Origin of the sequence: Eikenella corrodens (genome assembly GCF_900187105.1) — a bacterium.
Lineage (GTDB): Bacteria > Pseudomonadota > Gammaproteobacteria > Burkholderiales > Neisseriaceae > Eikenella > Eikenella corrodens.
Genome location: NZ_LT906482.1, coordinates 201,226 through 225,698 on the forward strand (window position 1 = coordinate 201,226; position 24,473 = coordinate 225,698).

A 24,473-nucleotide genomic window follows, 5' to 3' on the forward strand; every position below is an offset into this window, starting at 1 on the left:
CTAAACTCGCCCGCATCTTCCCAATCTTCTTGTTTCAACCATCATGCCCGGCAATTCCTTCGGACAACTCTTCCGCATCACCACCTTCGGCGAAAGCCACGGCGCAGGCATCGGCTGCGTCATCGACGGCTGCCCGCCCGGCCTGCCGCTGGCCGAAGCCGACATCCAGCCCGACCTCGACCGCCGCCGCCCCGGCACCAGCCGCCACGTTACCCAGCGGCGCGAAGCCGACCAAGTGGAAATCCTCTCCGGCGTGTTTGAAGGGCGCACCACCGGCACGCCCATCGCCCTCTTCATCCGCAACACCGACCAACGCAGCCGCGACTATGGCAACATTGCCCAACAATTCCGCCCCGGCCATGCCGACTACACCTATTGGCACAAATACGGCATCCGCGACTATCGCGGCGGCGGCAGAAGCTCCGCCCGCGAAACCGCCGCCCGCGTGGCCGCCGGTGCCGTGGCCAAAAAATGGCTGCGCGAGCAGTTCGGCACCGAAATCGTCTGCTGGGTGAGCCAGGTGGGCGAACTCGAAATCGCATTTGAAGGCGAAGAATTTATCGGCCAAAACCCCTTCTTTGCCGCCAACCAAAGCCAAATCGCCGACTTGGAAGCCTATATGGATTCCGTGCGCAAATCGCTCGACTCCGTGGGCGCAAAGCTGCATATTGAAGCGCGACACGTCCCCGTCGGCCTCGGCGAACCCGTGTTTGACCGGCTGGACGCCGACATCGCCCACGCCCTGATGGGCATCAACGCCGTGAAAGCCGTATCCGTCGGAGACGGCTTCGACGTGGTGCGCCAACGTGGCAGCCAACACGGCGACGAGCTCACGCCGCAAGGCTTCGCCAGCAACCATGCCGGCGGCATCCTCGGCGGCATTTCCACCGGCCAAACCATCCGCGCCGACTTCGCCGTGAAGCCCACCAGTTCCATCGCCACGCCGCGCCGCAGCATCGACATCCACGGCCAGCCCGTTATGCTCGAAACCCACGGCCGCCACGACCCCTGCGTCGGCCTGCGTGCCGCCCCCATCGCCGAAGCCATGCTCGCCCTCGTGCTCGCCGACCACTCCCTGCGCCACCGCGCCCAAAATGCCGATGTGCGCGTGATCACGCCCGATATCGCCAAACTGCAAAACGGTTGAAGGCTACCTGAAAAATAAACCCAGCCTTTTCAGGTAGCCCAACCCCGAGACCCATCATGCCCCGTATCCATGCCCTGCCCGACCACCTCGTGAACCAAATCGCCGCCGGCGAAGTGGTGGAACGCCCCGCTGCCGCGCTCAAAGAAATCATCGAAAACAGTATTGATGCCGGCGCCACCCGCATCCAGGTTGAGCTGGCCGGCGGCGGCATCCGCCTCATCCGCGTGGCCGATAACGGCAGCGGCATCCACGCCGACGACCTCCCGCTCGCCCTCTCCCGCCACGCCACCAGCAAAATCGCCTCGCTGCAAGATTTGGAACACGTGCGCAGCATGGGTTTTCGCGGCGAAGGGCTGGCCAGCATCGCCTCCGTGTCCCGCCTCACCCTCACCAGCCGCCAGGAAGGCAGCACTGCCGCCCGCCAAGTGCGCGCCCGCGACGGGCAAATCGAGCCTACCGCCGCGGCCGCCCATCCCGTAGGCACCAGCGTGGAAGTGGCCGACCTCTTCTTCAACACCCCCGCCCGGCGCAAATTCCTCAAATCCGAAAACACCGAATACGCCCACTGCGCCACCATGTTCGACCGCCTCGCCCTAGCCAACCCGCACATTGCCTTCGAGCTTGTTCACAACGGCAAAACCACCGCCAAATACCCCGCCCAAAGCCAAAATGAGCGCATCACCGCCGTGCTGGGCGCGGATTTTCAGGCCGCCTCTCTACCCATCGACAGCGGCAACGGCATCCTCCGTTTGCACGGCCTCATTGCCAAACCCACCTTCGCCCAAGGCCGCAGCAGCCAGCAATACTGTTTTGTAAACAACCGCTTCGTGCGCGACAAAGTGATGCTGCACGCCGCCAAACAGGCCTACCGCGACGTGCTGCACCAGCAAATCACCCCCGCCTTCGTGCTGTTTCTCGAACTGCCGCCCGAAATGGTGGACGTAAACGTGCACCCCACCAAAACCGAAATCCGCTTCCGCGACAGCCAAGCCGTACACCGGCTCGTGTTCCACACCCTGAACAAAACGCTGGCCGATACCCGCGCCGACCAAACCGACAGCGTGAGCAACGCCGGCAGTCTGCTGCAACACATCCACAGCCAAAGGCTACCTGAAAGCGGGCAAGGCGAGTTTTCAGGTAGCCCCAGCGCCCGCCCCCCCGTTGCTTATAGCCCCGCCCGCGCCCCGCAGCAGCAACGCCTCACCCTGCAAGAAAGCCGCGCCGCCTGGCAAACCTATGCCGAGCTCTACAAACACAGCGGCAGCGAAGACCCCGAGCTTGCCGCCCTCGAGCAAAGCCGCTTCGCCCCCGGCGCAGAAGCCGCCCGGCTACCTGAAACCCATGCCGAAGAACATCCGCTCGGCTTCGCCATCGCCCAGCTGCTCGGCATTTATATCCTCGCTCAAGCCGAAAACAGCCTACTCTTAATCGATATGCACGCTGCCGCCGAGCGCGTGAACTACGAAAAAATGAAAGCCCAACGCCAAAGCCACGGCAGCCTGCACAGCCAGCAGCTGCTCATTCCCGTGAGTTTCGAAGCCGGCCACGAAGAAATGGCCGCCCTGGCCGAATACGCCGATTTGCTGCGCCAATACGGCCTCGACTGCTCCGCCGTGGGCAGCCACACCATCGCCGTACGCGCCGTGCCGCAGATGCTGAGCAAAGCCGATATTCCCGAGCTCGCCCGCAGCATGTTGCAAGAAGCCGCCCACACCGGCAGCATCCGCACCGTGGAAGAGCGCGAAAACCGCATCCTCAGCACCATGGCCTGCCACGGCTCCGTGCGCGCCGGCCGCCGCCTCACCCTGCCCGAAATGAACGCCCTGCTGCGCGATATGGAAAACACCCCCCGCAGCAACCAATGCAACCACGGCCGCCCCACCTGGGTAAAACTCACCCTCGCCGACCTCGACTCCCTGTTCCTGCGCGGGCAATAAACAGTCTGCCCGTGCGGCAGACTAAAAGGCTACCTGAAAGCAGGATAAACCGTTTTTCAGGTAGCCTTTCTTGGCATATAGGATATATGAAACGCATATAGTGCCCGGCCACTCCACAGCAGTATAGTGAATTAAATTTAAACCAGTACAGCGTTGCCTCGCCTTGCCGTACTATCTGTACTGTCTGCGGCTCGTCGCCTTGTCCTGATTTAAATTTAATTCACTATAGATCAGGCGTTCGCGTCCAAGCTGCTTTCCACACATTAAGCCTGCACAAGATTTTCAGGTAGCCTCTGTTGCGGCAAAAAAGGCTACCTGAAAATCTTCAGGTAGCCTCATCAGCTAATCAAACCGGATTATGCCAAGCCTTTGGCTTTCAGCACTTCCAACATGGTGCTGCCCAATTCGGCCGGGCTGCGGGTGTAGGCCACGCCGGCTTTTTCGAAGGCGCGGAATTTCTCTTCCGCCGTGCCTTTGCCGCCGGAGATGATGGCGCCGGCATGACCCATGCGTTTGCCTTTGGGCGCGGTAACGCCGGCAATGTAGCCCACCACCGGTTTGGACACGTTCGACTGGATGAACTCGGCCGCTTCTTCTTCGGCCGTGCCGCCGATTTCGCCAATCAGGATGATGGCTTCGGTTTGCGGGTCGGCTTCAAACAATTTCAGCGCGTCGATTTGGTTCATGCCCGGAATCGGGTCGCCGCCGATGCCGATACAGGTGGATTGGCCGAGGCCGAGCTTGGTGGTTTGCGCCACGGCTTCATAAGTGAGCGTGCCGGAACGGGAGATGATGCCGATTTTGCCGGGCTGGTGGATGTGGCCGGGCATAATGCCGATTTTGCATTCGCCGGGGGTAATCACGCCGGGGCAGTTCGGACCCACCAGGCGGGTGCCGTTGCCGTTGGTTTCGAGATAACGTTTGGCTTTGAGCATGTCCAGCGTGGGCACGCCTTCGGTAATCACCACCACCAGTTTCACGCCGGAATCCACGGCTTCCACAATGGAATCGAGCACGAAAGGCGCGGGCACATAAATCACGGAGGCATCGGCGCCGGTTTCGCGCACGGCTTCGTTCATGGTGTTGAACACGGGCAGGCCCAGATGGGTTTGGCCGCCTTTGCCGGGGGTAACGCCGCCCACCACTTTGGTGCCGTAGGCAATCGCTTGTTCGGAGTGGAAAGTACCGTTCTTACCGGTAAAACCCTGTACCAATACTTTGGTGTCTTTATTAATCAATACGCTCATTCTGTTCTCCTTAGGCGTTTACGGCGGCAACAATTTTCTCGGCGGCGTCGTTCAGGCCGTCGGCGGAAGTGAGTTTCAGGCCGGATTCGTTCAGAATCTTCGCGCCCAATTCAGCGTTGTTGCCTTCGAGGCGCACCACCACGGGCACGGTTACGTTCACTTCTTTCACGGCGGCCACAATGGCTTCGGCAATCATATCGCAGCGCACGATACCGCCGAAAATGTTGATCAGCACGCCTTTCACGGATTTGTCTTCCAAAATCAGCTTGAAAGCTTCCACCACGCGTTCTTTGGTGGCGCCGCCGCCCACGTCGAGGAAGTTGGCCGGTTGGCCGCCTTTGAGCTTGATGATGTCCATGGTGGCCATCGCCAGGCCGGCGCCGTTCACCATACAGCCGATATTGCCTTCCAGCGCCACATAGTTCAGCTCAAATTCGGAAGCTTTCAGCTCGCGCTCGTTTTCTTGCGATTTGTCGCGCAGCTCGGCGATTTTCGGCAGGCGGTACAAAGCATTGCCGTCGATGCCCACTTTCGCGTCCACGCAGGCCAGGCTGCCGTCTTCGCGCACGCTCAGCGGGTTGATTTCAAACAGGGCGAAATCGTTTTCGATGAAGGCTTGGTAGGCGCCGGTCATCAGTTTCACAAACTGGCCGACTTGTTTGTCTTTCAAGCCCAGCTTGAAGGCCACTTCGCGGGCTTGGCAGGGCTGCAGGCCCACCAGCGGGTCGACAACCACTTTGAAGATTTTTTCCGGGGTTTCCTCGGCCACTTTTTCAATTTCCACACCGCCTTCGGTGGAAGCCATAAACACCACGCGGCGCGCGGCACGGTCTACCACCGCGCCCAAATAGAGCTCGGTTTGCACCGGATACATATCTTCACACACCAACACGCTGTTTACCGGCTGGCCGTTGGCATCGGTTTGATAAGTCACCAGATTTTTGCCAATCAGGCTTTCGGCCACCTGTTTGGCCTCATCGCGGCTTTTCACCACTTTCACGCCGCCTGCCTTACCGCGCCCACCAGCGTGCACTTGGGCTTTAATCACAGCAAATTTGCCGCCCAATTTATCGTAGGCGGCAGCAGCTTCTTCGCCGTTGGCGGCCAAAATCCCGCCCTGAACCGGCAAACCATAGCTCGCAAGCAGCTCTTTTGCTTGATATTCATGTAGATTCATCAAAGTTCCCTCAGTTAGGTTAAACACAGTTTGCCACCGTGAAAGCGGCAAGGATCGAAGTCAAGACCAGCTTTGATAATGCAGGGCGAAGTATAGACGAAACCCGCAGGTAACATCAGCGCAATTTTGTTAGAACAAGTAAATGGGAGATATATAAATGGTAGCCCGGCCTACCGCCGATACATGGGATGAAGAAAGGCTACCTGAAATTTTTCAGGTAGCCTTTCTCCTCTGCCCTAGCGTTCGCTCAAGTTCAAATAATGCCGGCTGCCGCGCATATTGGCGATGGCGTGCAGCAGCAGTTGGAAATGGTCGGGATTATTCACAAAATCCAACTCTTCGGTGTTGGCAATCAGCAGCGGGGCGCGGTCGTAGAGGTAGAAATAGCGGTGGTATTCCTCGTGCACCTGCTGCAGGTAGCCGGGTGGGAACAGGTTGATGTGGTTGTCGCCACGGCTGCGCAGCTGCGCTTCAGCGGCTCCAGCGCTGGTTTGCAGGTAAATCACCAAATCGGGCACGGGAATTTCGGGCATGATTTTTTGCTTGAGCTGCCAATACAGCGCCTGCTCGTCTTCGCGCAGGATGGTGGGCACAAAAATCTGGTCTTTTTCCAGCAGGAAATCGCTCACCACGCGCTGCATGCTGTGGTTGGCGTTGCCGATTTCGTCGGCGGCGGCGATGAGGTTGAGCGTTTCGGTGCGGCGCAGCAGGAAGTAGAGTTCGGCGGCTAAGCCGTGGTTGGCGGCATTGAGGTAGAACTGTTCCAAAAACGGGTTTTTCTCGGGCTGCTCGCTGATGAGGGTGCAGCCGAAATGCTCGGCCAGCTTGCGGCTGAGCGGGGATTTGCCGCTGCCGATGGGGCCTTCCACAACGATGTAGCGGTAGTCTGACTGCATGATTTCTCCTTGGAATGTTTCAGGTAGCCTTCGGGGGTTCAGGCAGCCTATTAAAGGCTACCTGAAAACTTAACTCTCTGTTTCATCTAAACGTTGCACACCTTCATTGCCTAGAGTAGCGGCCAGCTCGGCAGCGGTGGCGGTTTGGCCGGGCAGGATGTGCTGCGGGGCGATTTCAGCCAGGGGAATCATCACGAAGCCGCGCTGGTGGGCGCGCGGGTGCGGCAGCTGCAAGGCGGGGCTGTCGAGCGTTTGACCGGCGTAGTCGATTAAATCCAAATCCAGCGTGCGCGGGGCATTGCGGAAGCTGCGCACGCGGCCGGCGGCGGCTTCGGTTTGGTGCAGCAGCGCGAGCAGTTCGGCAGCGGGCAAATCGGTAGCCAGCAGCGCCACGGCGTTGATAAAGTCGGGCTGGTCGGCATAACCCACCGGCGCGGTGCGGTAAAACGAGGAAGCAGCCAACACCTGCACTTGCGGATGCGCGGCCAGCGCGGCCAGAGCGTTTTGCAGCTGGGAAACGGGCTGTTCGAGGTTGCTGCCCAAGGCAATAATGGCTTGCTTCATTTGGCGTTTTTAATCATTGAGTGATTGGAATTGGGGCTATCTGAAAACGGAGTCGGCGGAATTTTCAGGTAGCCTTTGAATAAGGTATCGGATTCGGGAATCCGGCCTACGGCTGCTTCAATCCAATACCGCCTATTCGGCCGCGCCCTTATCTGCCGCGCCTGTTTTCTTCTTGCGCCGGCGGCGGCGTTTTTTGGCAGGGGCGTCGCCGCTGTCGGGGCGTTGTTCGGCGGCTTGAATCATCTGCTTGCGCTGTTCTTCATCGGCTTCTTGGAACGCTGTCCACCAGTCGGCAATACCCTGCTCCACTTCGCCGGCGCGGGCGCGCAGCAGCAGGAAATCGTAGGCGGCGCGGAAACGGGGCTGGGCGAGCAGGCGGAAGGGGCGGGCGCCACGCCGGTGCTCAAATTGGGGCTGGAGCTGCCAGATTTCGCGCATCGAGGCGGTGAAGCGGTGCGGCACGCCCCAACCTTTTTCCATATTAGCGCGGGTTTCGGCCACGGCGGCGCTGAGCGCGGGCATGGTTCTGAGCCCGCTACTCTGAGCGCGCTGCCAAGCCTCGCGCACCTGCGGCCACAATACGGCGGCCAGCACAAAGCCCACAGATACGCCTTGGTCGGCGCGCAGGCGGCTGTCGGTGCTGTTGAGGGCAAGCACCACGATGCCGCGCCCTTGGTTTTCAGGTAGCCTTTCTAAAGCGCAGGCAAGCAGGGGGTGCACGCTTTGGCCATCCATGCCCAAGGCCTGCATCTGTTTGAGGCAGTCGATGGCTGCGCCGGAAAACAAGAGTTTCATCACTTCATCGAACAGGCGCGCCAGCGGCTCTTTGGGCAACAGGTGCAGGCATTCGGCAATCGGCGCAGCGGTATCGGGGGCTACCTGAAAACCGAGTTTGCCGGAAAGCCGGGCGGCGCGCAGCATGCGCACCGGGTCTTCCTGATAGCGTGCGCGGGCGTCGCCAATCATCACCAGGCGTTTGGCGCGGATATCGGCCACGCCGTGATGGAAATCGGTGATTTCCCCGCGGGCAGGGTTGTAATACAGGGCGTTGCAGGTGAAATCTCGGCGGGCAGCGTCTTGCTCCATGCTGCCGTAGCTGTTGTCTTGCATGATGCGGCCGTGTTCGTTTTGCCGCGCGGGGCTGCCGCCGCCGCGGAAGGTGGTAACTTCAATCGTTTCCGGCCCCACCATCACGTGCACAATCTGAAAGCGGCGGCCGATGATGCGGCTGCGGCGGAATACTTTGCGCACTTCTTCGGGGCGGGCGTTAGTGGCCACATCGAAATCTTTCGGCTCGATGCCCAAGAGCAAATCGCGCACCGCGCCGCCCACCACATAAGCCTCAAACCCGGCCTGCTGCAACCGCGACACCACCTTTTCCGCCGCATAGCTGATCCCGTCCGGCGTGATGCCGTGTTCGTTTTGCGGCAGCACCTGTTTGTGTGAATATGTTGCGGCGGCTTCAGGTTTGCCCGGCAGGATTTTGCGCAGCCATCTAGTCAGCATAGGGGGGTATTCTCTTCTTGTTTTTCAGGTAGCCTGCGGTGTGCGCGCAGGCGCGTGTTTCAGATAAAGTGCGCAGTATAACCTTTCGCCGCAACGGCTGCCAAACCAAGCGCTTTCCGTTATAATCGCCGCTACCCCGCACCACAGGAAAACACACCATGTATAACTACCAATCCGACGCCACCCAGTTCCTGCAAAAATACATCGAAGAACACCCAGAAGAGCAAGAACGCCGCCTCCAAAACCGCGGCCTGTTGTGGGATGTCGAGCTCAACCCCGAAGAGCAGGCCGATTTCGCCGCCGGCAAAGTCGCCAAAAAACCCTACACCTACTATTCCTACTAAATCCCGCGCCGCGCCATGACCGCAGCCACCGACCATCTGCCCCCCGGCCTTGCAGGCTACCTGAAAAGCATCAACCCGCGCGAAGCAGAAGTGTTGCAACGCCTGCGCCAAACCACCGCGCAGCACCGTATGGGCAAAATGCACCTGGCCGCCGAGCAAGCCCAGCTCCTCGCCTTTCTCGTGCAGCTCATCCGCGCCGAACGCTGCCTCGAAATCGGCGTGTTCACCGGCTACAGCAGCACCGCCGTCGCCCTCGCCCTGCCCGAACACGGCCGCCTCACCGCCTGCGACATCAACATCACCTACACCAACACCGCGCGTCGCTTCTGGCGCGAAGCCGGCGTGGAACACAAAATCGGGCTCCACCTCCAGCCCGCCCTCATCACACTCGACCAACTCATCCGGCAAGGCCGCAGCGGCAGCTACGATTTCGCCCTGATCGATGCCGACAAACCGCCCACCGCCCACTACTACGAACGCTGCCTCACCCTGCTGCGCCCGGGCGGCCTCATCGCCATCGATAATCTCCTGCTCGGCGGCCGCGTGTATCAAGAAAATGCCGAACCCGCGCCCGAATCCATCGAGCGCATCCGCGCCTTCAACCAATCCCTGCAAACCGACTCCCGCGTAGCCGCCCTCACCCTACCCCTGGGCGACGGCCTCACCCTGCTGCGCAAACGTCATCCCGAGGAAACCCCATGCGCCTAATCATCCCCGCCGCCCTCTGCGGCCTCGCTGCCTGCACCGCCCTGCCCCAAGCATCGCCAACCCCTGCCGGCAGCCCCCTGCCCCCGCAGCGCATCGAAACCGAGCTCAACGCCCACAACCAGCAAATCGGCCAACTGCAACAGCAAGTCGCCGAACTGCGCAGCCAAATCGGCGAGCTGCAACAACGCCAGCAACAGCTCGCCCAGCTCCTCGACACCCGCGCTGCCTCCCGCCGCAGCACCAGCCACAGCAGCGCCGAACCCGCCGCCGCTCCGGCTGAAAACCCGCAAGAGCAAGCCTACCAGCAAGCCCTGCAACTCTATCGCAGCGGCCTCTACAGCCAAGCCCTGCAGCAGCTGCGCTTCGCCGAACGCAGCGGCAGCGGGAGCCGCACCGAGCAAAACGCCCTCTTCCTGCTGATGCAGAGCCACGAAAAACTGCGCAACTGCGAATCCGTCATCCTCACCGGCCAACGCTTCGCCACCCGCTTCGCCGCCAACCCCAAAGCCGCCGAAGCCCTCTACAGCGTCGGCAGCTGCCAATGGGGCATGCAGCAACGCGACATCGCCCGCGTTACCTGGCGCAAGCTGATACAAACCTACCCCAACAGCCCCGCTGCCCGCCGCGCCGGGCAGCGCATACAGAACAACCGTTGATGAATAAGGCTACCTGAAATTTCAGGTAGCCCCTTCCCTTCCCATTATCTACCCTACAAAGGAATCCCCATGCTCCCTAAAATCAAACGCGCCCTCATCAGCCTTTCCGATAAAACCGGCGCGGTCGAATTTGCCCGCACGCTCGACAAGCTCGGCGTGGCCATCCTCTCCACCGGCGGCACGGCCAAGCTGCTTGCCGATGCGGGCGTTCCCGTCATCGAAGTGTCCGACTACACCGGCTTCCCCGAAATGCTCGACGGCCGCGTGAAAACGCTGCATCCAAAAATCCACGGCGGCATTCTCGGCCGGCGCGATTTGCTTGATCACGTTGCCACTATGGAAGAGCACGACATCGGCAACATCGACCTAGTGTGCGTGAACCTCTACCCCTTCGCCGCCACCATCGCCAAGCCAAACTGCACGCTGGAAGACGCGATTGAAAACATCGACATCGGCGGCCCGACCATGGTGCGCTCCGCCGCGAAAAACTGGAAACACGTCGCCATCGTTACCGACACCGCCGACTTCCCCGCCATCGCCGCCGAAATGGAAGCCAACGGCGGCGCGTTGAGCGACAAAACCCGCTTCAACCTGTCGCGTAAGGCGTTCAGCCACACCGCCCAATACGACGGTATGATTTCCAACTACCTGACTTCACTTTCAGACGACGTATTGAGCGGCACGCCCGAAATCGGCGAATTCCCCAGCCAGTTCAACCAAAGCTGGATTAAAGTGCAAGACATGCGCTACGGCGAAAATCCGCACCAACGCGCCGCGTTCTACCGCGATGTGTACCCCGCCGCAGGCAGCCTCGCCGCCTACAAACAACTGCAAGGTAAGGAATTGTCCTACAACAACATCGCCGATGCCGATGCCGCTTGGGAAGCCGTCAAATCCTTCGACGCACCCGCCTGCGTGATTGTGAAACACGCCAATCCGTGCGGCGTCGCCGTTGCAGCCGATACATTGACCGCCTACAAACTCGCCTACGCCACCGACACCACCAGCGCGTTCGGCGGCATCATCGCCTTCAATCGCGAAGTAGACGGCGAAACCGTCAAACAGATTACCGACAACCAGTTTATGGAAGTCCTGATGGCGCCAAAGTTCACCGCCGAAGCCCTCGAAATCGCCGCCGCCAAGAAAAACGTGCGCGTATTGGAAGTGCCTCTAGAAGCAGGTGCGAACCGCTTTGAACTCAAACGCGTCGGCGGCGGACTGTTGGTACAAACGCCCGACATCCACCGCATCAGCCGCGCCGATTTGAAAGTCGTCTCCAAACGCCAACCGACCGAGCAGGAATGGAACGATTTGCTGTTTGTTTGGAACGTCGCCAAATACGTCAAATCCAATGCCATCGTGTTCGGCAAAGGCGGACAAACATATGGCATCGGCGCAGGCCAAATGAGCCGCGTGGACAGCACCCGCATCGCCGCCCGCAAAGCGCAGGACGCAGGTTTGGACTTAAATGGCGCATGCGCTGCCTCCGATGCCTTCTTCCCGTTCCGCGACGGCGTGGACGTGATTGCCGAACAGGGCATCAAAGCCATCATCCACCCCGCAGGCTCGATGCGCGATCAGGAAGTTTTTGATGCGGCCGACGAACACGGCATCGCCATGGTGGTAACGGGCATGCGGCATTTCAGGCATTAAGCTTTTCCGTATGGCAAAAGGCTACCTGAAAGTTTCAGGTAGCCTTTTATATAACTGATATAATGAAGAAACATTGTTTCAGAACACAATTATTAGGAGAAGCAATATGCAAAAATATATTTTGACCGCCCTATTGCTTGCCTGCGCCACAACAGCCGGAGCAGACAATTTCCGCCCACAAAAACTGGCCTTGATCCAAGGCCTATATGTACCCTATCAAAACGGCAATACTATTCATGCACATCCGGAACGCCATTTTTCCGCCGATCTACAGGCTGTATACCAAGAAGACAAACAGCATACACCACCGAACGAAGTCGGCTGCATCGATTACGACCCGATTATTGCCGGGCAGGATTGGGATCAAGCCAGCCTAAATCGGACGCTAAACATCCGGCCACTGGCCAACGGCCGAATCGAAGCCGTATTCCAGCAGTTTCCCGGCGATTTCTCGGCCACCCAAGTGCAATTCGTGCTGCAATGCAGCCCAAACGGCCGCTGTTTGGTTGATGACATCTACTCCGCCACGCCAGGACACCGCTTGGTTTCATTCAAACGCAGCGTACGGCGCTGTATTAGCGAAATGACCAACCAGCACTAAGGCTACACCAAACTTTGTTAGAATCGATAACAACATAGCCCCTATCAACCACCATATTTTTCAGGTAGCCTCAAGAGCAAACTCATGGAACCTCAAGAACTCGATACCCTAAACCTCAACGAAGCCCTCGCAGAAATCCTGCAAGCCCACGGCTATACCTGCCAAACGCGGGGCGAAAAAATCCTGCCCGATTTCGCTGTGCCCGTGCAGCTCGAAACCTGGGCGTTTCCGCGCGAACACGCCAACGGCGCGGTGGTGAGCCGTTTCGATGTCGGTATCACCCTGCCCGACGGGCGCGAACTCTACGAATGCTGCGGCGACATCGGCGAGAGTCTGGAAGAAGCCCTCTCGCGCAACCTGCAAAGCTTCTGCACCAACAGCCTGCACGTTTTGCTGGATGCGTTCAACCCTAGCGAAAACCATTGCCCGCACGAAATCTGGACCACCCACAACGGCAACCGTTTCCAAGCCATTTTGGGCGACTGGACAACGAAAAAACTGGGCGAAAACACCGACGGCGGCGATGCGGAAACCATCGGTAACATCATCCCCGAAGCGCTGGAAAGCACGCTGCAAGCCGTCATCTGCCATCAAAACCTCACAGCGCAATATCATTTAATCCGCTTCTTCTACGCCCAATCGGACAACGAAACGATGACCGTGGAATTTATGATCGACAACCAAGATGGCACCGCTGAAGAAGAAAATCAATTTGCCCAGCTCCCCTGGCCGCGCAGAGAAACCTATTACAGCGTACGCCGCTGCATCATGCTCAAGCCCTTGGATGAAGGCCGGGCATAAGCCCCCCTATCGTTTTGCCATAAATAAAGGCTACCTGAAATTTTTCAGGTAGCCTTTTTGCCGATGGTGTTAATCTTCGCGGCCGTGTTTTTGGATGAATTCGATTTTGTAGCCGTCCGGGTCTTCCACGAAGGCGATAACGGTGTTGCCGTGTTTCATCGGGCCGGCTTCGCGCACCACTTTGCCGCCTTTGGCACGCACCGCATCGCAAGTAGCATAGGCGTCTTCCACTTCGATGGCGATGTGGCCGTAGGCGTTGCCGAGGTCGTAGCTTGCGGTATCCCAGTTGTGGGTGAGCTCGAGCACGGCGGTTTCGTCTTCGCTGCCGTAGCCGACAAAGGCAAGGGTGAAACGGCCTTCGGGGTAATCTTTGCGGCGCAGAAGTTTCATGCCGAGCACCTCTTGGTAGAAGGCGAGAGAAGTGTCGAGGTTGCCGACGCGCAGCATGGTATGGAGGATTCGCATGGTTTGTCCTTGGTAGGTGTTTGCTAGTGAGGCAGATTGTAACAGGTTCCTGGCAGGCTGCGGGCTTCAGGCTACCTGAAAACTGGTTCAGCCCAGCAGAAACAACTCGCGGCCGTGCTGTTTGAGCCAAGCAGTGGCAGCGGTTCGATGCGGGGTGTGTTGTTCGACTGCTGCCCAAAAGGCGGGGCTGTGGTTGGGGTGGCACAGGTGGCAGAGTTCGTGCACGCAGACGTAGTCGGCCACGTATTCGGGCGCGCCGACGAGCCGCCAGTTGAGGCGGATATTGCGGCGGCGGCATACGCCCCAGAAGGTTTTGGCGCGGCTGAGGGCGGTGTGCTCGGGAATAAGTTGCAGGCGCTGGGCGTGTGTGGCGAGGCGGGGGAGGAGGTAGGCTTCGGCCAGCGGCTGGAGGTGTTGGCGCAGGAGGGCTTGCTGTTGCGGCCATTCGGCTGCGGGCAGGAGGATGCGGCCAGTCTGGATTTGGATGGCGGCTTGGGCGTGGGATTGCAGTTGGTGCGGCTGGCCGTAGAGCCAGAGATGGCCGGGGGCAGTAGGCGGGGCATGGCTTCGCTGGAGCATTTGCTGCAGGGCAGTTTCATTATATTGCAGCCAGCGGCGCAACTCGGACAGGCTTAGCTGAGGAGGGATACTGAGGCGCAGGCTGTGTTCGCTGTGCGCCCGCAGGATGATGTTTTTCTTAGCACGGCGGCTGAGGTGGAGTTGGATGGTGTGGCCGTTGGCAAGGGTGTGGGTGAGGAGGGGCATGGCGGGTTTTAGGATTGGTGTAAGAGAATATGGTTTCAGGTAGCCTTAGGCTACCTGAAAATATTTATGCTGGTGCAAACACATCAGCCGACGGCTGGCAGGCTTATGCCCGATATTTTCGCCTGACAGTTGTTTGGCATGAATGCCCGGCCTGCGGTTTGATGTTTCAGGTAGCCTTTGAGCAAAAAAGGCTACCTGAAAGTTTAATTGGATTGGCCGGCGGCTTCCGGCTGGGCGGATACGGCTTCGGTGGCAACGGGCTGGTGCAAAGTGGTGAGCTTGCGGGTGAGGATGTTGAGGATGAGGCCGTAGGCGGGCAGGAAGAAGAGTGTGCCGATCACGAGTTTGAACAAGTAATCAACAAAGGCGATGTGCGGCCAGTTGGCGGCCATAAAGGCATCGCTGCTGCCGGCGAAGGCGATGGAGAAGAAAAGCACGGTATCCACGGCGTTGCCGGCGAAGGTGGAGGCGGTGGGGGCAATCCACCAGGATTTCAGCTGGCGCAGGCGGTTGAACACGACAATATCGAGGATTTGGCCCACGGCATAGGCGGCAAAGCTGGCCAGGGCGATGCGGAACACGGGCATCACGAACACAGCAAGCGCGCTCCAGCCTGTCCACGCGCCTTCTTGAAACAGCACGGAAAAGGCATAGGAAACGAGCAAGGCGGGGAACATAACGAAGAAGATAATGCGTCGGGCGAGGCTTTGGCCGAAGATGCGCACGGTTAAATCGGTGGCGAGGAAGATGAAGGGGAAACTGAGCGCGCCCCAGGTGGAATGTACTTCGAAGCCGTTGGGCAGGGTTATGCTGAAGGGGAACTGCACGAGATAGTTGCTGGCAGCAATCACCAGGATGTGGAAGAAAACGAGCCAGCGGAGGGCTTGCTGCTGTTGGGCGGGGGTGAAGCGGTAGTTTTGCATGAATGGTCCTTAGTTTTGGTTTAGATAAAAATCTGCGCGGGAGGGTTGCGAACCGCGCGGGGTTGGAAATAGGGTTTCAGGTAGCCTTAGTTGGAGAAACCTAATCTTCGCCGCCTGCTTCAAAGGAGAAGCTGAGGCCGGCAAACCATTGGCTGAAGTGGTCGGGAATTTTTTGGTAGAACAAATCGCTGTAAATCAGCCAAACGGATTGGTTGGGCAGGAGGAACAAGCGGCCTTCATTGTGGCTGCCGATGGTAAAGCCCTGCTGTATTTCTTCCAGCGATAATTGCGGCCAATCGCTGCGGGTTTCGATGTCTTTGAAGTAGAACTCGGGGTCGGAAAGGTCTGCATAGTAGGGCAGGCCGTTGCGGTCTGTTTTGCACAATAGCTTGGGCGGTTCGAAATCCACATTTTTACCTTCAGGCGTTTCATACACTTGGATGGCATGTACTTGGGCAATCATGGCGAGGTATTCGGCTGGCAGCGGCTGGCCGGCGTAGTGGGTAGGAAGGGTATGAGACATGATGTTTTCTATAAATTTTAGGAGATAGGCGTAGAGGCTACCTGAAAAATATGGCTGCTATGTTTCCTGCTCAAACTCTGCCTGCATGATTTGGCAGGCCTGTTCAAAAACGGCTTTGTCTTCATTGCTGAAAACCAGCAGGGAAAGGGTGAGCCGTTTGGCTTCGTTCAGGCTGATGCGGCGGTTGGCTTGCACAAAGGCAATACAAGCCAGCCATGCCGCGCCGTGCTGTTTTAGCATCTGAATTTCGGCAGCCAGTGCTGCGTTATCCAGCGGGGGAAGAGAGGTAGCACGATTTTTAATTTCAGCAATCGGCATGGGTTTCCGGTAGCCCGCAGGCTTACTGCATATCGTGTGTAAACAGCCGCTCGCGCGCCATTTGCTCGAACGGTGTACCGGGGCGGCCATAGTTGGCGAACGGATGGATGGCGATGCCGCCGCGCGGAGTGAATTCGCCGAACACTTCAATATATTTCGGGTTCATCAGTTTGATGAGGTCTTTCATGATGATGTTGATGCAATCTTCGTGAAAGTCGCCGTGGTTGCGGAAGCTGAAGAGGTAGAGTTTGAGCGATTTGCTCTCCACCATTTTGATGTCGGGGATATAGCGGATGAGGATGGTGGCAAAATCGGGCTGGCCGGTGAGTGGGCACAGGCTGGTGAATTCCGGGCAAACGAATTTGACGAAATAGTCGTTGCCGGGGTGTTTGTTGTCGAACGCTTCGAGGATTTTGGGGGCGTAGGTTGAGGGATATTGCGTGCCGGTGTTGCCCAGCAGTGAGAGGCCGCTGAGCTCTTCTTTATTGCGCATGGGAGTCCTTAGTTTTGGTAACGCGGGAGGGTTGCGAACCGCGGTTTGGAAAAAAGGAGCGGATTATAAAGGATTTTTAGGCTACCTGAAAGAGCGGCTTCAACGAAGTTAAAATGGAGTTTCTGCCGGAAGCTGAGTTTCTGAGAGGCCAAAATTTCAGGTAGCCTTTGGCAGATTTATGCTAAATCGCTCCGGCGCGCAGGGCGGCTAGTACGGGGGCGGTTTTTGGGGAAAAACCGCGCCAGAGGCGGTAGGATTCGGCAGCTTGTTCCACCAGCATGCCCAAGCCGTCGGCGCTGCGCCCTGCGCCGGATTCGGCGGCGAAGCGCATAAAGGCGGTGGGCTCGTGGCCGTAGGCCATGTCGTAGGCGAGTTCGCATTGGGCGAATACAGCAGGGGCAATGGCGGGCACTTGGCCGCTCAGGCTGCCGGAGGTGGCGTTGATGATGATATCGAAACCGGCGGCAGGCAGCTCGCCCAACTCGGCGGCGCGGATGCCGAAAATGGCAGCCAGCTCTTGCGCTTTGGCCGCGGTGCGGTTGGCAATAGTGAGGCTGGCGGGGCGGCATTCGAGCAGGGGCAGAATCACGCCGCGCGCTGCGCCACCCGCGCCGATGATGAGGATGCGTTTGCCCGCTAGAGCTACCTGAAAGTTGCGGCTAATATCGGCCACTAAGCCGAGGCCGTCGGTATTATCGGCATGGATTCGGCCGTTAGCTTGTTTGATTAATGTGTTAGCCGCACCGGCGGCACGGGCGCGTTCGGACAGGCTGCCTGCCCAGGCACAGGCATCGGTTTTGAACGGCACGGTTACGTTTGCGCCCATGCCGCCCGCAGCGAAAAAGGCGGCGGCAGCTTGGGCGAAGCAGCCCGGCTCGGCCAGTAATCGTTCATATTCGATCGCCGTACCTTCTTGGGCGGCAAACATTTGGTGGATGGCAGGCGAGCGGCTGTGGGCCACGGGGTTGCCGAGAACGGCATAGCGGGGAGCAGGCATGGTGTGCGGCAGAGAATAGAAAGTGCTGAATTATAGCCAAATATATGCCGCAACGCTTGCAAACCTGCCCTGCTGCCCCATCTTGCTGTTTAACTGCCCAAACAGGCAGCAGCAGCGGCCGGCTGAATTTTTTGCAAACGGGGTATTTGCTGCTACAATCCGCATTCGTTTCTTTTTTATTTGATATCAAGAGGAGTTTTTCCACATGCAACCGCGCAATGTTTACGATTACACCGACGTGGGCAGCAGCGTTTCCGCGCAAAGCACCATTTTGCGTAAAACCTACGGCCTGCTCGGGCTCTCGTTCCTTCCGGCGGCTGCCGGCGCGTTCGTCGCCATGGCCACCGGCCTGAGCCTGTTCAGCTTCACCGGCAACTATTGGGTTGCCCTGGGCATTTTCTTCGCCTTCTTCTACGGCATGAGCTTCCTGATCGAGAAAAACCGTTACAGCAATGTGGGCGCGGCCCTGCTGATGGTGCTCACTTTCGGCCTGGGCTTCACGCTCGGCCCGATTTTGAACTACAGCCTGGCGCTTTCCAACGGCATCGAGCTCATTGGCATCGCCGCCGTGATGACTGCCGCCGTGTTCCTGAGCATGGCAGCTATGGCCAAATCGCCTACCTTCCAAACCAACAGCATTGCCCGCTTCGTTACCGTGGGCTTTGTGGTGGCCTTTATCGCTATGATAGCCAACCTCTTCCTGAGCATTCCCGCGCTCTCACTCACCGTATCCGCCCTGTTTGTGATCGTGAGCTCCGTGCTGATTATGTGGCAGGTACGCGTGATCATCGAAGGCGGTGAAGACAGCCACATCAGCGCCGCGTTGACGCTGTTTGTTGCCATTTACAACATCTTCACCGGCCTCCTGCGCCTGCTGTTGGCATTTGCCGGCGAAGACTAAACCGCTGTAAGTAGTGATTGAATAAAAGGCTACCTGAAAAGTTTCAGGTAGCCTTTTCTAATGGTCGGTTCAGGCAGCATCAGAAATTCAATGGTTTTGCTGGGTTTGGCAACTCAGCTTACGCTTGCTGGAAAATACTGTGTATTTCTATGAAACTGAAAACGGCCTAGCCGCCCAAAGCCTGCGCCTGCTGCACCAAATACCGCCGCCCATCTTGCCTAGCCAGGCTTAAATATTGCGGCAGCAAAGGCGAGCCCATAGCAGCCAAGGCCTGCAACACGGCAATTTTCTGGTATTCATCCGCATCCCAGCCGGCAACGTCACGGTAGATGCCGCGCTGCCAAAAGTGTTCGGCATAGCGTTCGGTGTGCGGCGCATGCATGCTGCCAGATACCATCAGGGCGCGGCGGCAAGTGTATTCGTCGGGGTCGTTGCAGAAAAATTCCGCCCATTGCCATGCAACGGCTTGGTTGGAGAGGCGCGGGAGCTGCACGGCCAGCTGCCAGCCCGCATCATACTCAGGCTGCTGCCGATAGGTTTCGCACAGCCGCAGTAAGGCTGGCTCGGGCAGCATTCCGGCGATGTATTCGCTTTCGTTGTCGCGCGCGGTAAGATAAAGCAGCTGCCAGGCCTGTTCGGGCTGCCATTCGTGCGCAGGGATTTGCTGCGCAAAATCAAAACACGCCGCCCACACTTCAGGCATGGCGGCATAATTACATTCCCATTCACCGCCGATTTCCTGCTCGGGTTGTTTGCCAAACTCGGCGCTTTTCCAGGCCAGGAAATCGGTGTACACGCGATGCAGCTTTTCAATGACGGATGATTGGTTCATGGCAAATTCGCCTGGCTGTTTTTAGTTGCGCAGAAGTTTACTGTATTCGTTTTCACTGCATGGAAGCTGCGCTTTCAGGTAGCCTTTATCCACTCACAGGCTACCTGAAACCTAATCTACCAAATCCCTGCACAATCTCACCGCCTCATCCAGCCGTTCCACGCCGAAGATTTCCAGGCTGGGAAATTCTTTCCTGCTGCGCGGCAGGTTGGCTTTGGGCACGATGGCGCGTTTGAAGCCGAGTTTTTCCGCCTCTTTCAGCCGTTCCTGCCCGCGTGCCACGGGGCGCACTTCGCCGCTCAGGCCAACTTCGCCGAAGGCGACCATTTTTTCGGGCAGCGGTTTGTTGCGAAAGCTGGATACCATCGCCAGAATCACCGCCAAATCCGCTGCCGGTTCGCTGATTTTCACGCCGCCCACGGCGTTGATGAACACGTCTTGGTCGAAGCAGGCGATGCCGGCGTGGCGGTTGAGCACGGCCAAGAGCATGGCGAGGCGGTTTTGTTCGAGGCCGACGGTGAGCCGCTTGGGCGTGAAGCCGTGCGCGTCGTCCACCAGTGCTTGGATTTCCACCAGCAGCGGGCGGCTGCCTTCCTGTGTTACCAGCACGCACGAGCCCGCCACGTCGTCGCGGTAGCTGGCGAGGAAGATGGCGGAGGGGTTGGACACGCCTTTGAGGCCGTTTTCCAGCATGGCGAACACGCCCAGCTCGTTGGCCGCGCCGAAGCGGTTTTTGATGGCGCGAATCATGCGGTAGTTGGAATGCTGGTCGCCTTCAAAATACAGCACGGTATCCACCATATGCTCGAGCACGCGCGGGCCGGCAATCGCGCCGTCTTTGGTGACGTGGCCGACAAAAATCATGGCGATGCCCATCTGCTTGGCCATGCGCGTGAACTGGGCGGCACACTCGCGCACCTGCGACACGGAGCCGGGCGCGGAGGTGATTTGGTCGGAATACATGGTTTGAATTGAGTCGATGACCACCACGGCGGGCTGGTGCTGCTTCAAAGCAGCCTGCACCGCTTCCAAACGGATTTCCGCCAGCAGATGCACGCCGTCCGCATCCAGCCCCAGCCGCTGCGCGCGCAGGGCGACCTGTTGCGCCGATTCCTCGCCCGACACATACAGCACTTTGCGTTTTTTCGCCATCAGGGCGACGGTTTGCAGCAGCAGCGTGGATTTGCCGATGCCCGGGTCGCCGCCCAACAAAATCACCGCGCCGTCCACCAGCCCGCCGCCGAGCACGCGGTCGAGTTCGCCCATACCGGTGGGCTCGCGCGGCACTTCGGCGGCGGTAACTTTGGAGAGTTCCTGCACTTGCGTAGTGTCCGCCGCCCAAGACTGAAAGCGGGCATTTTTCGGCTCGGGCGCGGCTAGGCCTTCCTGCAAGGTGTTCCACTCGCCGCAGTGCGGGCATTTGCCCTGCCACTTGGGCACGGTGCCGCCGCATTCGGTGCAGGTGTAGAGGGTTTTGGGGGCTTTGGCCATAATATTGTTTTCCTTGTATCTTTTATTTTCAGGTAGCCTTTTTAACTATTGGATGAGGCTACCTGAAAGCTCAGCAGGTTTCTGCCAAGCTCAAATCTGTTTTGCCGAAATTCAACGTGTAATTGCGATCGTTGCCGAATTGTTGCACGGGAGAGAAGCCGTATTGCTCGAGCAATTGGATAAGCTCGGTGCGGCTAAGTTTATCCGCATCTCCGGCGGCTTCGGAAATGGACAGCAGCCCGTCTAGAGCGAGCAGACGGTGGAATTCGGCGAGGTAGGCCGCTTGGTCGGCTACTTCGCCTAAAACGGTTACCAGCACGATGCGGTGAAACGAGCCTCTGGCAAAGGGAAAGCTGCTGCCGCTGCATAGGTGGTATTCGGCATTGGTAATATGGCGTTTTTCCAGTCGCTGCCGTGCCTTGGCCAGCATTTCGGGCTGAATATCGGCCAACACTAAGCTGCCCTGCGGCACGGCACGGGCGAGCGCAGGGCTGAAATAGCCCGGCCCGCAGCCTACTTCGAGAATTCGCTGTTGCGGCTGCAACTCGAGCCGGCGCACCAGCTCAGCGGGGGAAAGCGCCCAGTTGCGCAGGGGGATGAGCAGGGTGAAGGCGAGTTGGTGGGGAAAGAGTGCGCCTTTAGCAGTGAGGCCGTGCCAGATGGTTTTGAGGGTGCGGAGCATGATGGAATTTTTCAGGTAGCCTTGATGGGGGTTGGGGCTACCTGAAAATAGGGGCAGACAATTTGTTTTCAGGTAACCGTTTGCGTATTCGGGCAGGCGGATTGTAGCAAACCCTTTGCGCGGCAGTTGGCCTGACAAGGGGAAAGTTCTGTCGCGAAATACTGCCGTGCCCCTAGGTAATGGCTCGGCTTCGGCGATGTGAGGCTTGTTTTTTTATGCCGAACTGGCAATAATGCCGCTCTGCCTGATATATCGGCAAACTGTCCACTTCCCAATTTTCGGCCAATCCGTTGCCAGGTGTGATACGGATTGGCTTCAAAAGTAAAGAGAGTATTCAAGCAAATGGCTTTATTGGTACAGAAATATGGCGGGACTTCAGTGGGAAGCCCCGAGCGCATTAAGAATGTGGCCAAACGCATTGCCCGCGCCCGTGCCGAAGGGCACGACGTGGTGGTGGTGGTATCCGCCATGAGCGGCGAAACCAACCGCCTGGTGGCGTTGGCGCACGAAATTCAGGAGTTTCCCGACCCACGCGAAATGGATGTGGTGTTGGCCACCGGCGAGCAAGTAACCATCGGCCTTTTGGCCATGGCGCTGATGGATATCGGCATTCCGGCCAAGAGCTACACCGGCTGGCAGGTGCTGGTGCAAACTGATAATTCCCACACCAAAGCCCGCATCGAATACATCGACGACAGCAAAATGCGTGCCGATTTGGCGGCAGGCAAGGTGGTGATTGTGGCCGGTTTCCAAGGCGTAGATGCCGAAGGCAACATTACCACGCTGGGGCGCGGCGGCTCCGATACTTCCGCCGTGGCGCTGGCCGCCGCACTCAAGGCAGACGAATGCCAAATCTACACCGATGTGGACGGGGTTTACACCACCGACCCGCGCGTGGTGCCCGAAGCACGGCGCATGAACACCGTATCGTTTGAAGAAATGCTCGAACTGGCGAGCCTGGGCAGCAAAGTGCTGCAAATCCGCTCGGTGGAATTCGCCGGCAAATACAAAGTGCGCCTGCGCGTATTGAGCAGCCTCACCGATGGCGGCGAAGGCACCCTGATTACTTACGAGGAAGACCCCAACATGGAAAAAGCCATTGTATCCGGTATCGCATTCGACAAAAACCAAGCCCGCATCAACGTGCGCGGCGTGCCCGACAAACCCGGCATCGCCTATCAGATTTTGGGTGCGGTGGCCGATGCCAACATCGATGTAGATATGATTATCCAAAATGCCGGCGAAGAAGGCACCACCGATTTCTCCTTCACTGTATCACGTGGCGACTACCGCCACACAATCGATTTGCTGCAAAGCGTGCAGGAAAGCATCGGTGCGGCCGATATCCACGGCGATGACACCGTATGCAAAGTATCCATCGTCGGCATCGGCATGCGCTCGCACATCGACGTGGCCTCCACCATGTTCCGCACCCTGGCCGAGGAAAACATCAATATTCAGCTGATTTCCACTTCCGAAATCAAAATTTCCGTGCTGATCGATGAAAAATACCTCGAGCTCGCCACCCGCGTGCTGCACAAAGCCTTCGGCCTCGACCGTCAACAGTAAGCATCCTGCCCCGCAGCCTCTCCGGCGCGGGGCATTTTTTACCCTGCACATTTTCAGGTAGCCTCAGCCTACATAGGAACTCCCCGTATGATGAAAAACCGCAACTTCGGCAACATCACCGACCTGCTCGACGAGAAAAACATCAGCCCGGCCAAACGCCGCCGCATCCTCGCCACAGCCGCCGCACTGGATTTAATCGACACCGCCCTCAACAACTCCGGCAGCCAACACAAGCTCGAAGAAGAAATGGCGCGCCTACCCCAATACACCGCCGCCATCGAAGCCCTGTTGAAGATTGATTAAAAAGTTTTCACTGCTCCGCACCATTTTCAGGTAGCCTCCCCAGAAAGGCTACCTGAAAACACAATTTGAATATGCCAAGAGTTAAGCCGGCGTTACTACGCCGACCTTTTATTGAACCGCCTTAGCCCTAGTTCGAGTAAAAAAACTTTATCTTTTTGTAAACCAACCATATTCACAAACCACCCTATCCCTGCCGCCCCAAAGGCTACCTGAAAGCCATTCCACCGTTCACATACACTACCTACCAGCCTACTCAAATCCAACAAAACCTAAAATAAATCAACAGAAAACAACAAACTTCAAACCAAACTGCAGCCCGACACACCTAGGCTGTCTCTGTCATTTCGCCACAGCCACCCACTACTGTGCATACAAACAAACAGAGTGTCGGCAAATCTCCCCTACCTCAGCCCAAGCCGCCGCCGCATTGCCTAAACCTGCCAATGCGGTAAAATGACACTTTCCCAACCGTTCCCAAGCAGGAAAGACTTGCCATGAACATCGAAAAAGACACCGTAGTAACCCTGCATTATGAAATGTTTGATGCCAACAACCAGCTGATCGACAAAACAGAAGAGCCCATCGCCTATCTGCACGGCGGCTACGACGGCATTTTCCCGCTGGTGGAAGAAGCACTGCACGGCAAAGCCGTGGGCGAAGAAGTAGATGTAACTCTTTCTCCCGACGACGCATTCGGCGAGCAAGACCCGGAATTGGTGCGCATCGAGCCGCTCAACGTTTTTCCCGTGGAAGTGGAAGTGGGCATGATGTTTGAAGCCGACGACCCCGAAACCGGAGACACCCTGGTTTACCGCGTAACCGACATCGCCGATGGCAAAGCCGTGGTAGACGGCAACCACCCGCTGGCCGGCATGAAGCTGCGTTTTAAAGGCAAAGTGGCCGAAATCCGCCCCGCCACCACCGAAGAAATCGCCCACGGTCATGTCCACGGCGAACACGGCCATCACCACTAA

Annotated in this window: 27 protein-coding genes and 1 pseudogene; 12 read left to right on the top strand and 16 right to left on the bottom strand. The window is 58.2% G+C overall.

Translation table 11 applies throughout. From position 1 onward, the window contains the following. Positions 1–43 precede the first annotated feature (43 nt). Entirely contained in the window at positions 44–1,147 is a 1,104-nt protein-coding gene (aroC, locus tag CKV94_RS01065) for a chorismate synthase (RefSeq protein ID WP_003823176.1), read from the top strand. A 56-nt stretch (positions 1,148–1,203) separates the two neighbouring features. Further along, positions 1,204–3,084: a DNA mismatch repair endonuclease MutL gene (gene mutL, locus CKV94_RS01070; protein ID WP_035580147.1), complete on the top strand. Its 1,881-nt coding sequence runs from the start codon at positions 1,204–1,206 to the stop codon at positions 3,082–3,084. Between the two features lie 121 nt (positions 3,085–3,205). Here mutL and CKV94_RS11325 read toward each other — a convergent pair. The 6 genes and pseudogenes from CKV94_RS11325 to pcnB form a co-directional block, all read right to left on the bottom strand. Next, positions 3,206–3,312, bottom strand: a pseudogene (locus CKV94_RS11325) (IS5/IS1182 family transposase); the annotation flags it as partial. A gap of 128 nt (positions 3,313–3,440) precedes the next feature. Next, entirely contained in the window at positions 3,441–4,331 is an 891-nt protein-coding gene (sucD, locus tag CKV94_RS01075) for a succinate--CoA ligase subunit alpha (RefSeq protein WP_003823180.1), read from the bottom strand. Between the two features lie 10 nt (positions 4,332–4,341). After that, positions 4,342–5,508, bottom strand: a complete 1,167-nt coding sequence (sucC, locus tag CKV94_RS01080; RefSeq protein ID WP_003823181.1) for an ADP-forming succinate--CoA ligase subunit beta — start codon at positions 5,506–5,508, stop codon at positions 4,342–4,344. Positions 5,509–5,744: 236 nt separating this feature from the next. Next, positions 5,745–6,404, bottom strand: coding sequence for a deoxynucleoside kinase (locus CKV94_RS01085; protein ID WP_003823182.1), 660 nt, complete (start codon positions 6,402–6,404; stop codon positions 5,745–5,747). 69 nt (positions 6,405–6,473) lie between these two features. After that, positions 6,474–6,968, bottom strand: a complete 495-nt coding sequence (gene folK, locus CKV94_RS01090; RefSeq protein WP_003823183.1) for a 2-amino-4-hydroxy-6-hydroxymethyldihydropteridine diphosphokinase — start codon at positions 6,966–6,968, stop codon at positions 6,474–6,476. A 132-nt stretch (positions 6,969–7,100) separates the two neighbouring features. Continuing rightward, positions 7,101–8,474: a polynucleotide adenylyltransferase PcnB gene (pcnB, locus tag CKV94_RS01095; protein WP_003823184.1), complete on the bottom strand. Its 1,374-nt coding sequence runs from the start codon at positions 8,472–8,474 to the stop codon at positions 7,101–7,103. Positions 8,475–8,632: 158 nt separating this feature from the next. On the opposite strand from pcnB, the gene CKV94_RS01100 reads away from it, so the two are divergent. From CKV94_RS01100 to CKV94_RS01125, 6 genes are all read left to right on the top strand, one after another. Beyond that, entirely contained in the window at positions 8,633–8,818 is a 186-nt protein-coding gene (locus CKV94_RS01100) for a DUF3460 family protein (protein WP_003823186.1), read from the top strand. Between the two features lie 15 nt (positions 8,819–8,833). Further along, positions 8,834–9,526 (top strand): class I SAM-dependent methyltransferase, encoded by a 693-nt coding sequence (locus CKV94_RS01105; RefSeq protein WP_003823188.1) that lies wholly within the window; start codon positions 8,834–8,836, stop codon positions 9,524–9,526. Further along, complete coding sequence (locus CKV94_RS01110; protein ID WP_003823189.1) at positions 9,517–10,182, top strand: tetratricopeptide repeat protein; 666 nt, start codon at positions 9,517–9,519, stop codon at positions 10,180–10,182. Before CKV94_RS01105 ends, CKV94_RS01110 begins: the two co-directional genes overlap by 10 nt. Positions 10,183–10,251: 69 nt before the next feature. Then, positions 10,252–11,835 (top strand): bifunctional phosphoribosylaminoimidazolecarboxamide formyltransferase/IMP cyclohydrolase, encoded by a 1,584-nt coding sequence (purH, locus tag CKV94_RS01115; RefSeq protein WP_003823190.1) that lies wholly within the window; start codon positions 10,252–10,254, stop codon positions 11,833–11,835. Between the two features lie 106 nt (positions 11,836–11,941). Then, positions 11,942–12,436, top strand: coding sequence for a hypothetical protein (locus tag CKV94_RS01120; protein WP_003823191.1), 495 nt, complete (start codon positions 11,942–11,944; stop codon positions 12,434–12,436). Between the two features lie 84 nt (positions 12,437–12,520). Next, positions 12,521–13,237 (top strand): DUF6348 family protein, encoded by a 717-nt coding sequence (locus tag CKV94_RS01125; RefSeq protein WP_003823192.1) that lies wholly within the window; start codon positions 12,521–12,523, stop codon positions 13,235–13,237. Positions 13,238–13,306: 69 nt separating this feature from the next. Here CKV94_RS01125 and gloA read toward each other — a convergent pair whose 3' ends face one another. The 7 genes from gloA to aroE form a co-directional block, all read right to left on the bottom strand. Further along, positions 13,307–13,702 carry a lactoylglutathione lyase gene (gloA, locus tag CKV94_RS01130; protein WP_003823193.1) on the bottom strand — a complete coding sequence of 132 codons (396 nt, stop codon included), beginning with the start codon at positions 13,700–13,702 and terminating at the stop codon, positions 13,307–13,309. 87 nt (positions 13,703–13,789) lie between these two features. Beyond that, complete coding sequence (locus CKV94_RS01135; RefSeq protein WP_003823194.1) at positions 13,790–14,467, bottom strand: M48 family metallopeptidase; 678 nt, start codon at positions 14,465–14,467, stop codon at positions 13,790–13,792. A 203-nt stretch (positions 14,468–14,670) separates the two neighbouring features. Further along, positions 14,671–15,390, bottom strand: a complete 720-nt coding sequence (locus CKV94_RS01140) for a 7-cyano-7-deazaguanine/7-aminomethyl-7-deazaguanine transporter (RefSeq protein WP_003823195.1) — start codon at positions 15,388–15,390, stop codon at positions 14,671–14,673. Between the two features lie 100 nt (positions 15,391–15,490). Further along, on the bottom strand, positions 15,491–15,913 hold the full coding sequence (locus tag CKV94_RS01145; RefSeq protein ID WP_003823197.1) for a hypothetical protein: 423 nt from the start codon (positions 15,911–15,913) through the stop codon (positions 15,491–15,493). A gap of 57 nt (positions 15,914–15,970) precedes the next feature. Continuing rightward, on the bottom strand, positions 15,971–16,231 hold the full coding sequence (locus CKV94_RS01150; protein ID WP_003823199.1) for a hypothetical protein: 261 nt from the start codon (positions 16,229–16,231) through the stop codon (positions 15,971–15,973). 22 nt (positions 16,232–16,253) lie between these two features. Next, complete coding sequence (gene queF, locus CKV94_RS01155) at positions 16,254–16,724, bottom strand: preQ(1) synthase (protein ID WP_003823200.1); 471 nt, start codon at positions 16,722–16,724, stop codon at positions 16,254–16,256. A 181-nt stretch (positions 16,725–16,905) separates the two neighbouring features. Continuing rightward, positions 16,906–17,721 carry a shikimate dehydrogenase gene (gene aroE / locus CKV94_RS01160; protein WP_003823202.1) on the bottom strand — a complete coding sequence of 272 codons (816 nt, stop codon included), beginning with the start codon at positions 17,719–17,721 and terminating at the stop codon, positions 16,906–16,908. Positions 17,722–17,926: 205 nt separating this feature from the next. Here aroE and CKV94_RS01165 point away from each other — a divergent pair, with 205 nt between their 5' ends. Continuing rightward, a complete protein-coding gene (locus CKV94_RS01165) occupies positions 17,927–18,622 on the top strand; it encodes a Bax inhibitor-1 family protein (protein WP_003823203.1) in 696 nt (231 codons plus the stop codon). Positions 18,623–18,788: 166 nt separating this feature from the next. On the opposite strand, the gene CKV94_RS01170 is transcribed toward CKV94_RS01165, so the two are convergent. The 3 genes from CKV94_RS01170 to CKV94_RS01180 all read right to left on the bottom strand — a co-directional run bounded on the left by CKV94_RS01170 (position 18,789) and on the right by CKV94_RS01180 (position 21,627). Next, complete coding sequence (locus CKV94_RS01170; RefSeq protein ID WP_003823206.1) at positions 18,789–19,454, bottom strand: hypothetical protein; 666 nt, start codon at positions 19,452–19,454, stop codon at positions 18,789–18,791. A gap of 111 nt (positions 19,455–19,565) precedes the next feature. After that, on the bottom strand, positions 19,566–20,945 hold the full coding sequence (gene radA / locus CKV94_RS01175; RefSeq protein WP_003823208.1) for a DNA repair protein RadA: 1,380 nt from the start codon (positions 20,943–20,945) through the stop codon (positions 19,566–19,568). Between the two features lie 70 nt (positions 20,946–21,015). After that, positions 21,016–21,627 carry a class I SAM-dependent methyltransferase gene (locus CKV94_RS01180; protein WP_003823209.1) on the bottom strand — a complete coding sequence of 204 codons (612 nt, stop codon included), beginning with the start codon at positions 21,625–21,627 and terminating at the stop codon, positions 21,016–21,018. A gap of 342 nt (positions 21,628–21,969) precedes the next feature. Between CKV94_RS01180 and CKV94_RS01185 the strand changes: the two genes are divergently transcribed. From CKV94_RS01185 to CKV94_RS01195, 3 genes are all read left to right on the top strand, one after another. After that, on the top strand, positions 21,970–23,196 hold the full coding sequence (locus CKV94_RS01185; RefSeq protein WP_003823210.1) for an aspartate kinase: 1,227 nt from the start codon (positions 21,970–21,972) through the stop codon (positions 23,194–23,196). A gap of 87 nt (positions 23,197–23,283) precedes the next feature. Continuing rightward, positions 23,284–23,499, top strand: coding sequence for a hypothetical protein (locus CKV94_RS01190; protein ID WP_003823211.1), 216 nt, complete (start codon positions 23,284–23,286; stop codon positions 23,497–23,499). A gap of 494 nt (positions 23,500–23,993) precedes the next feature. Further along, complete coding sequence (locus CKV94_RS01195) at positions 23,994–24,473, top strand: FKBP-type peptidyl-prolyl cis-trans isomerase (RefSeq protein WP_003823213.1); 480 nt, start codon at positions 23,994–23,996, stop codon at positions 24,471–24,473.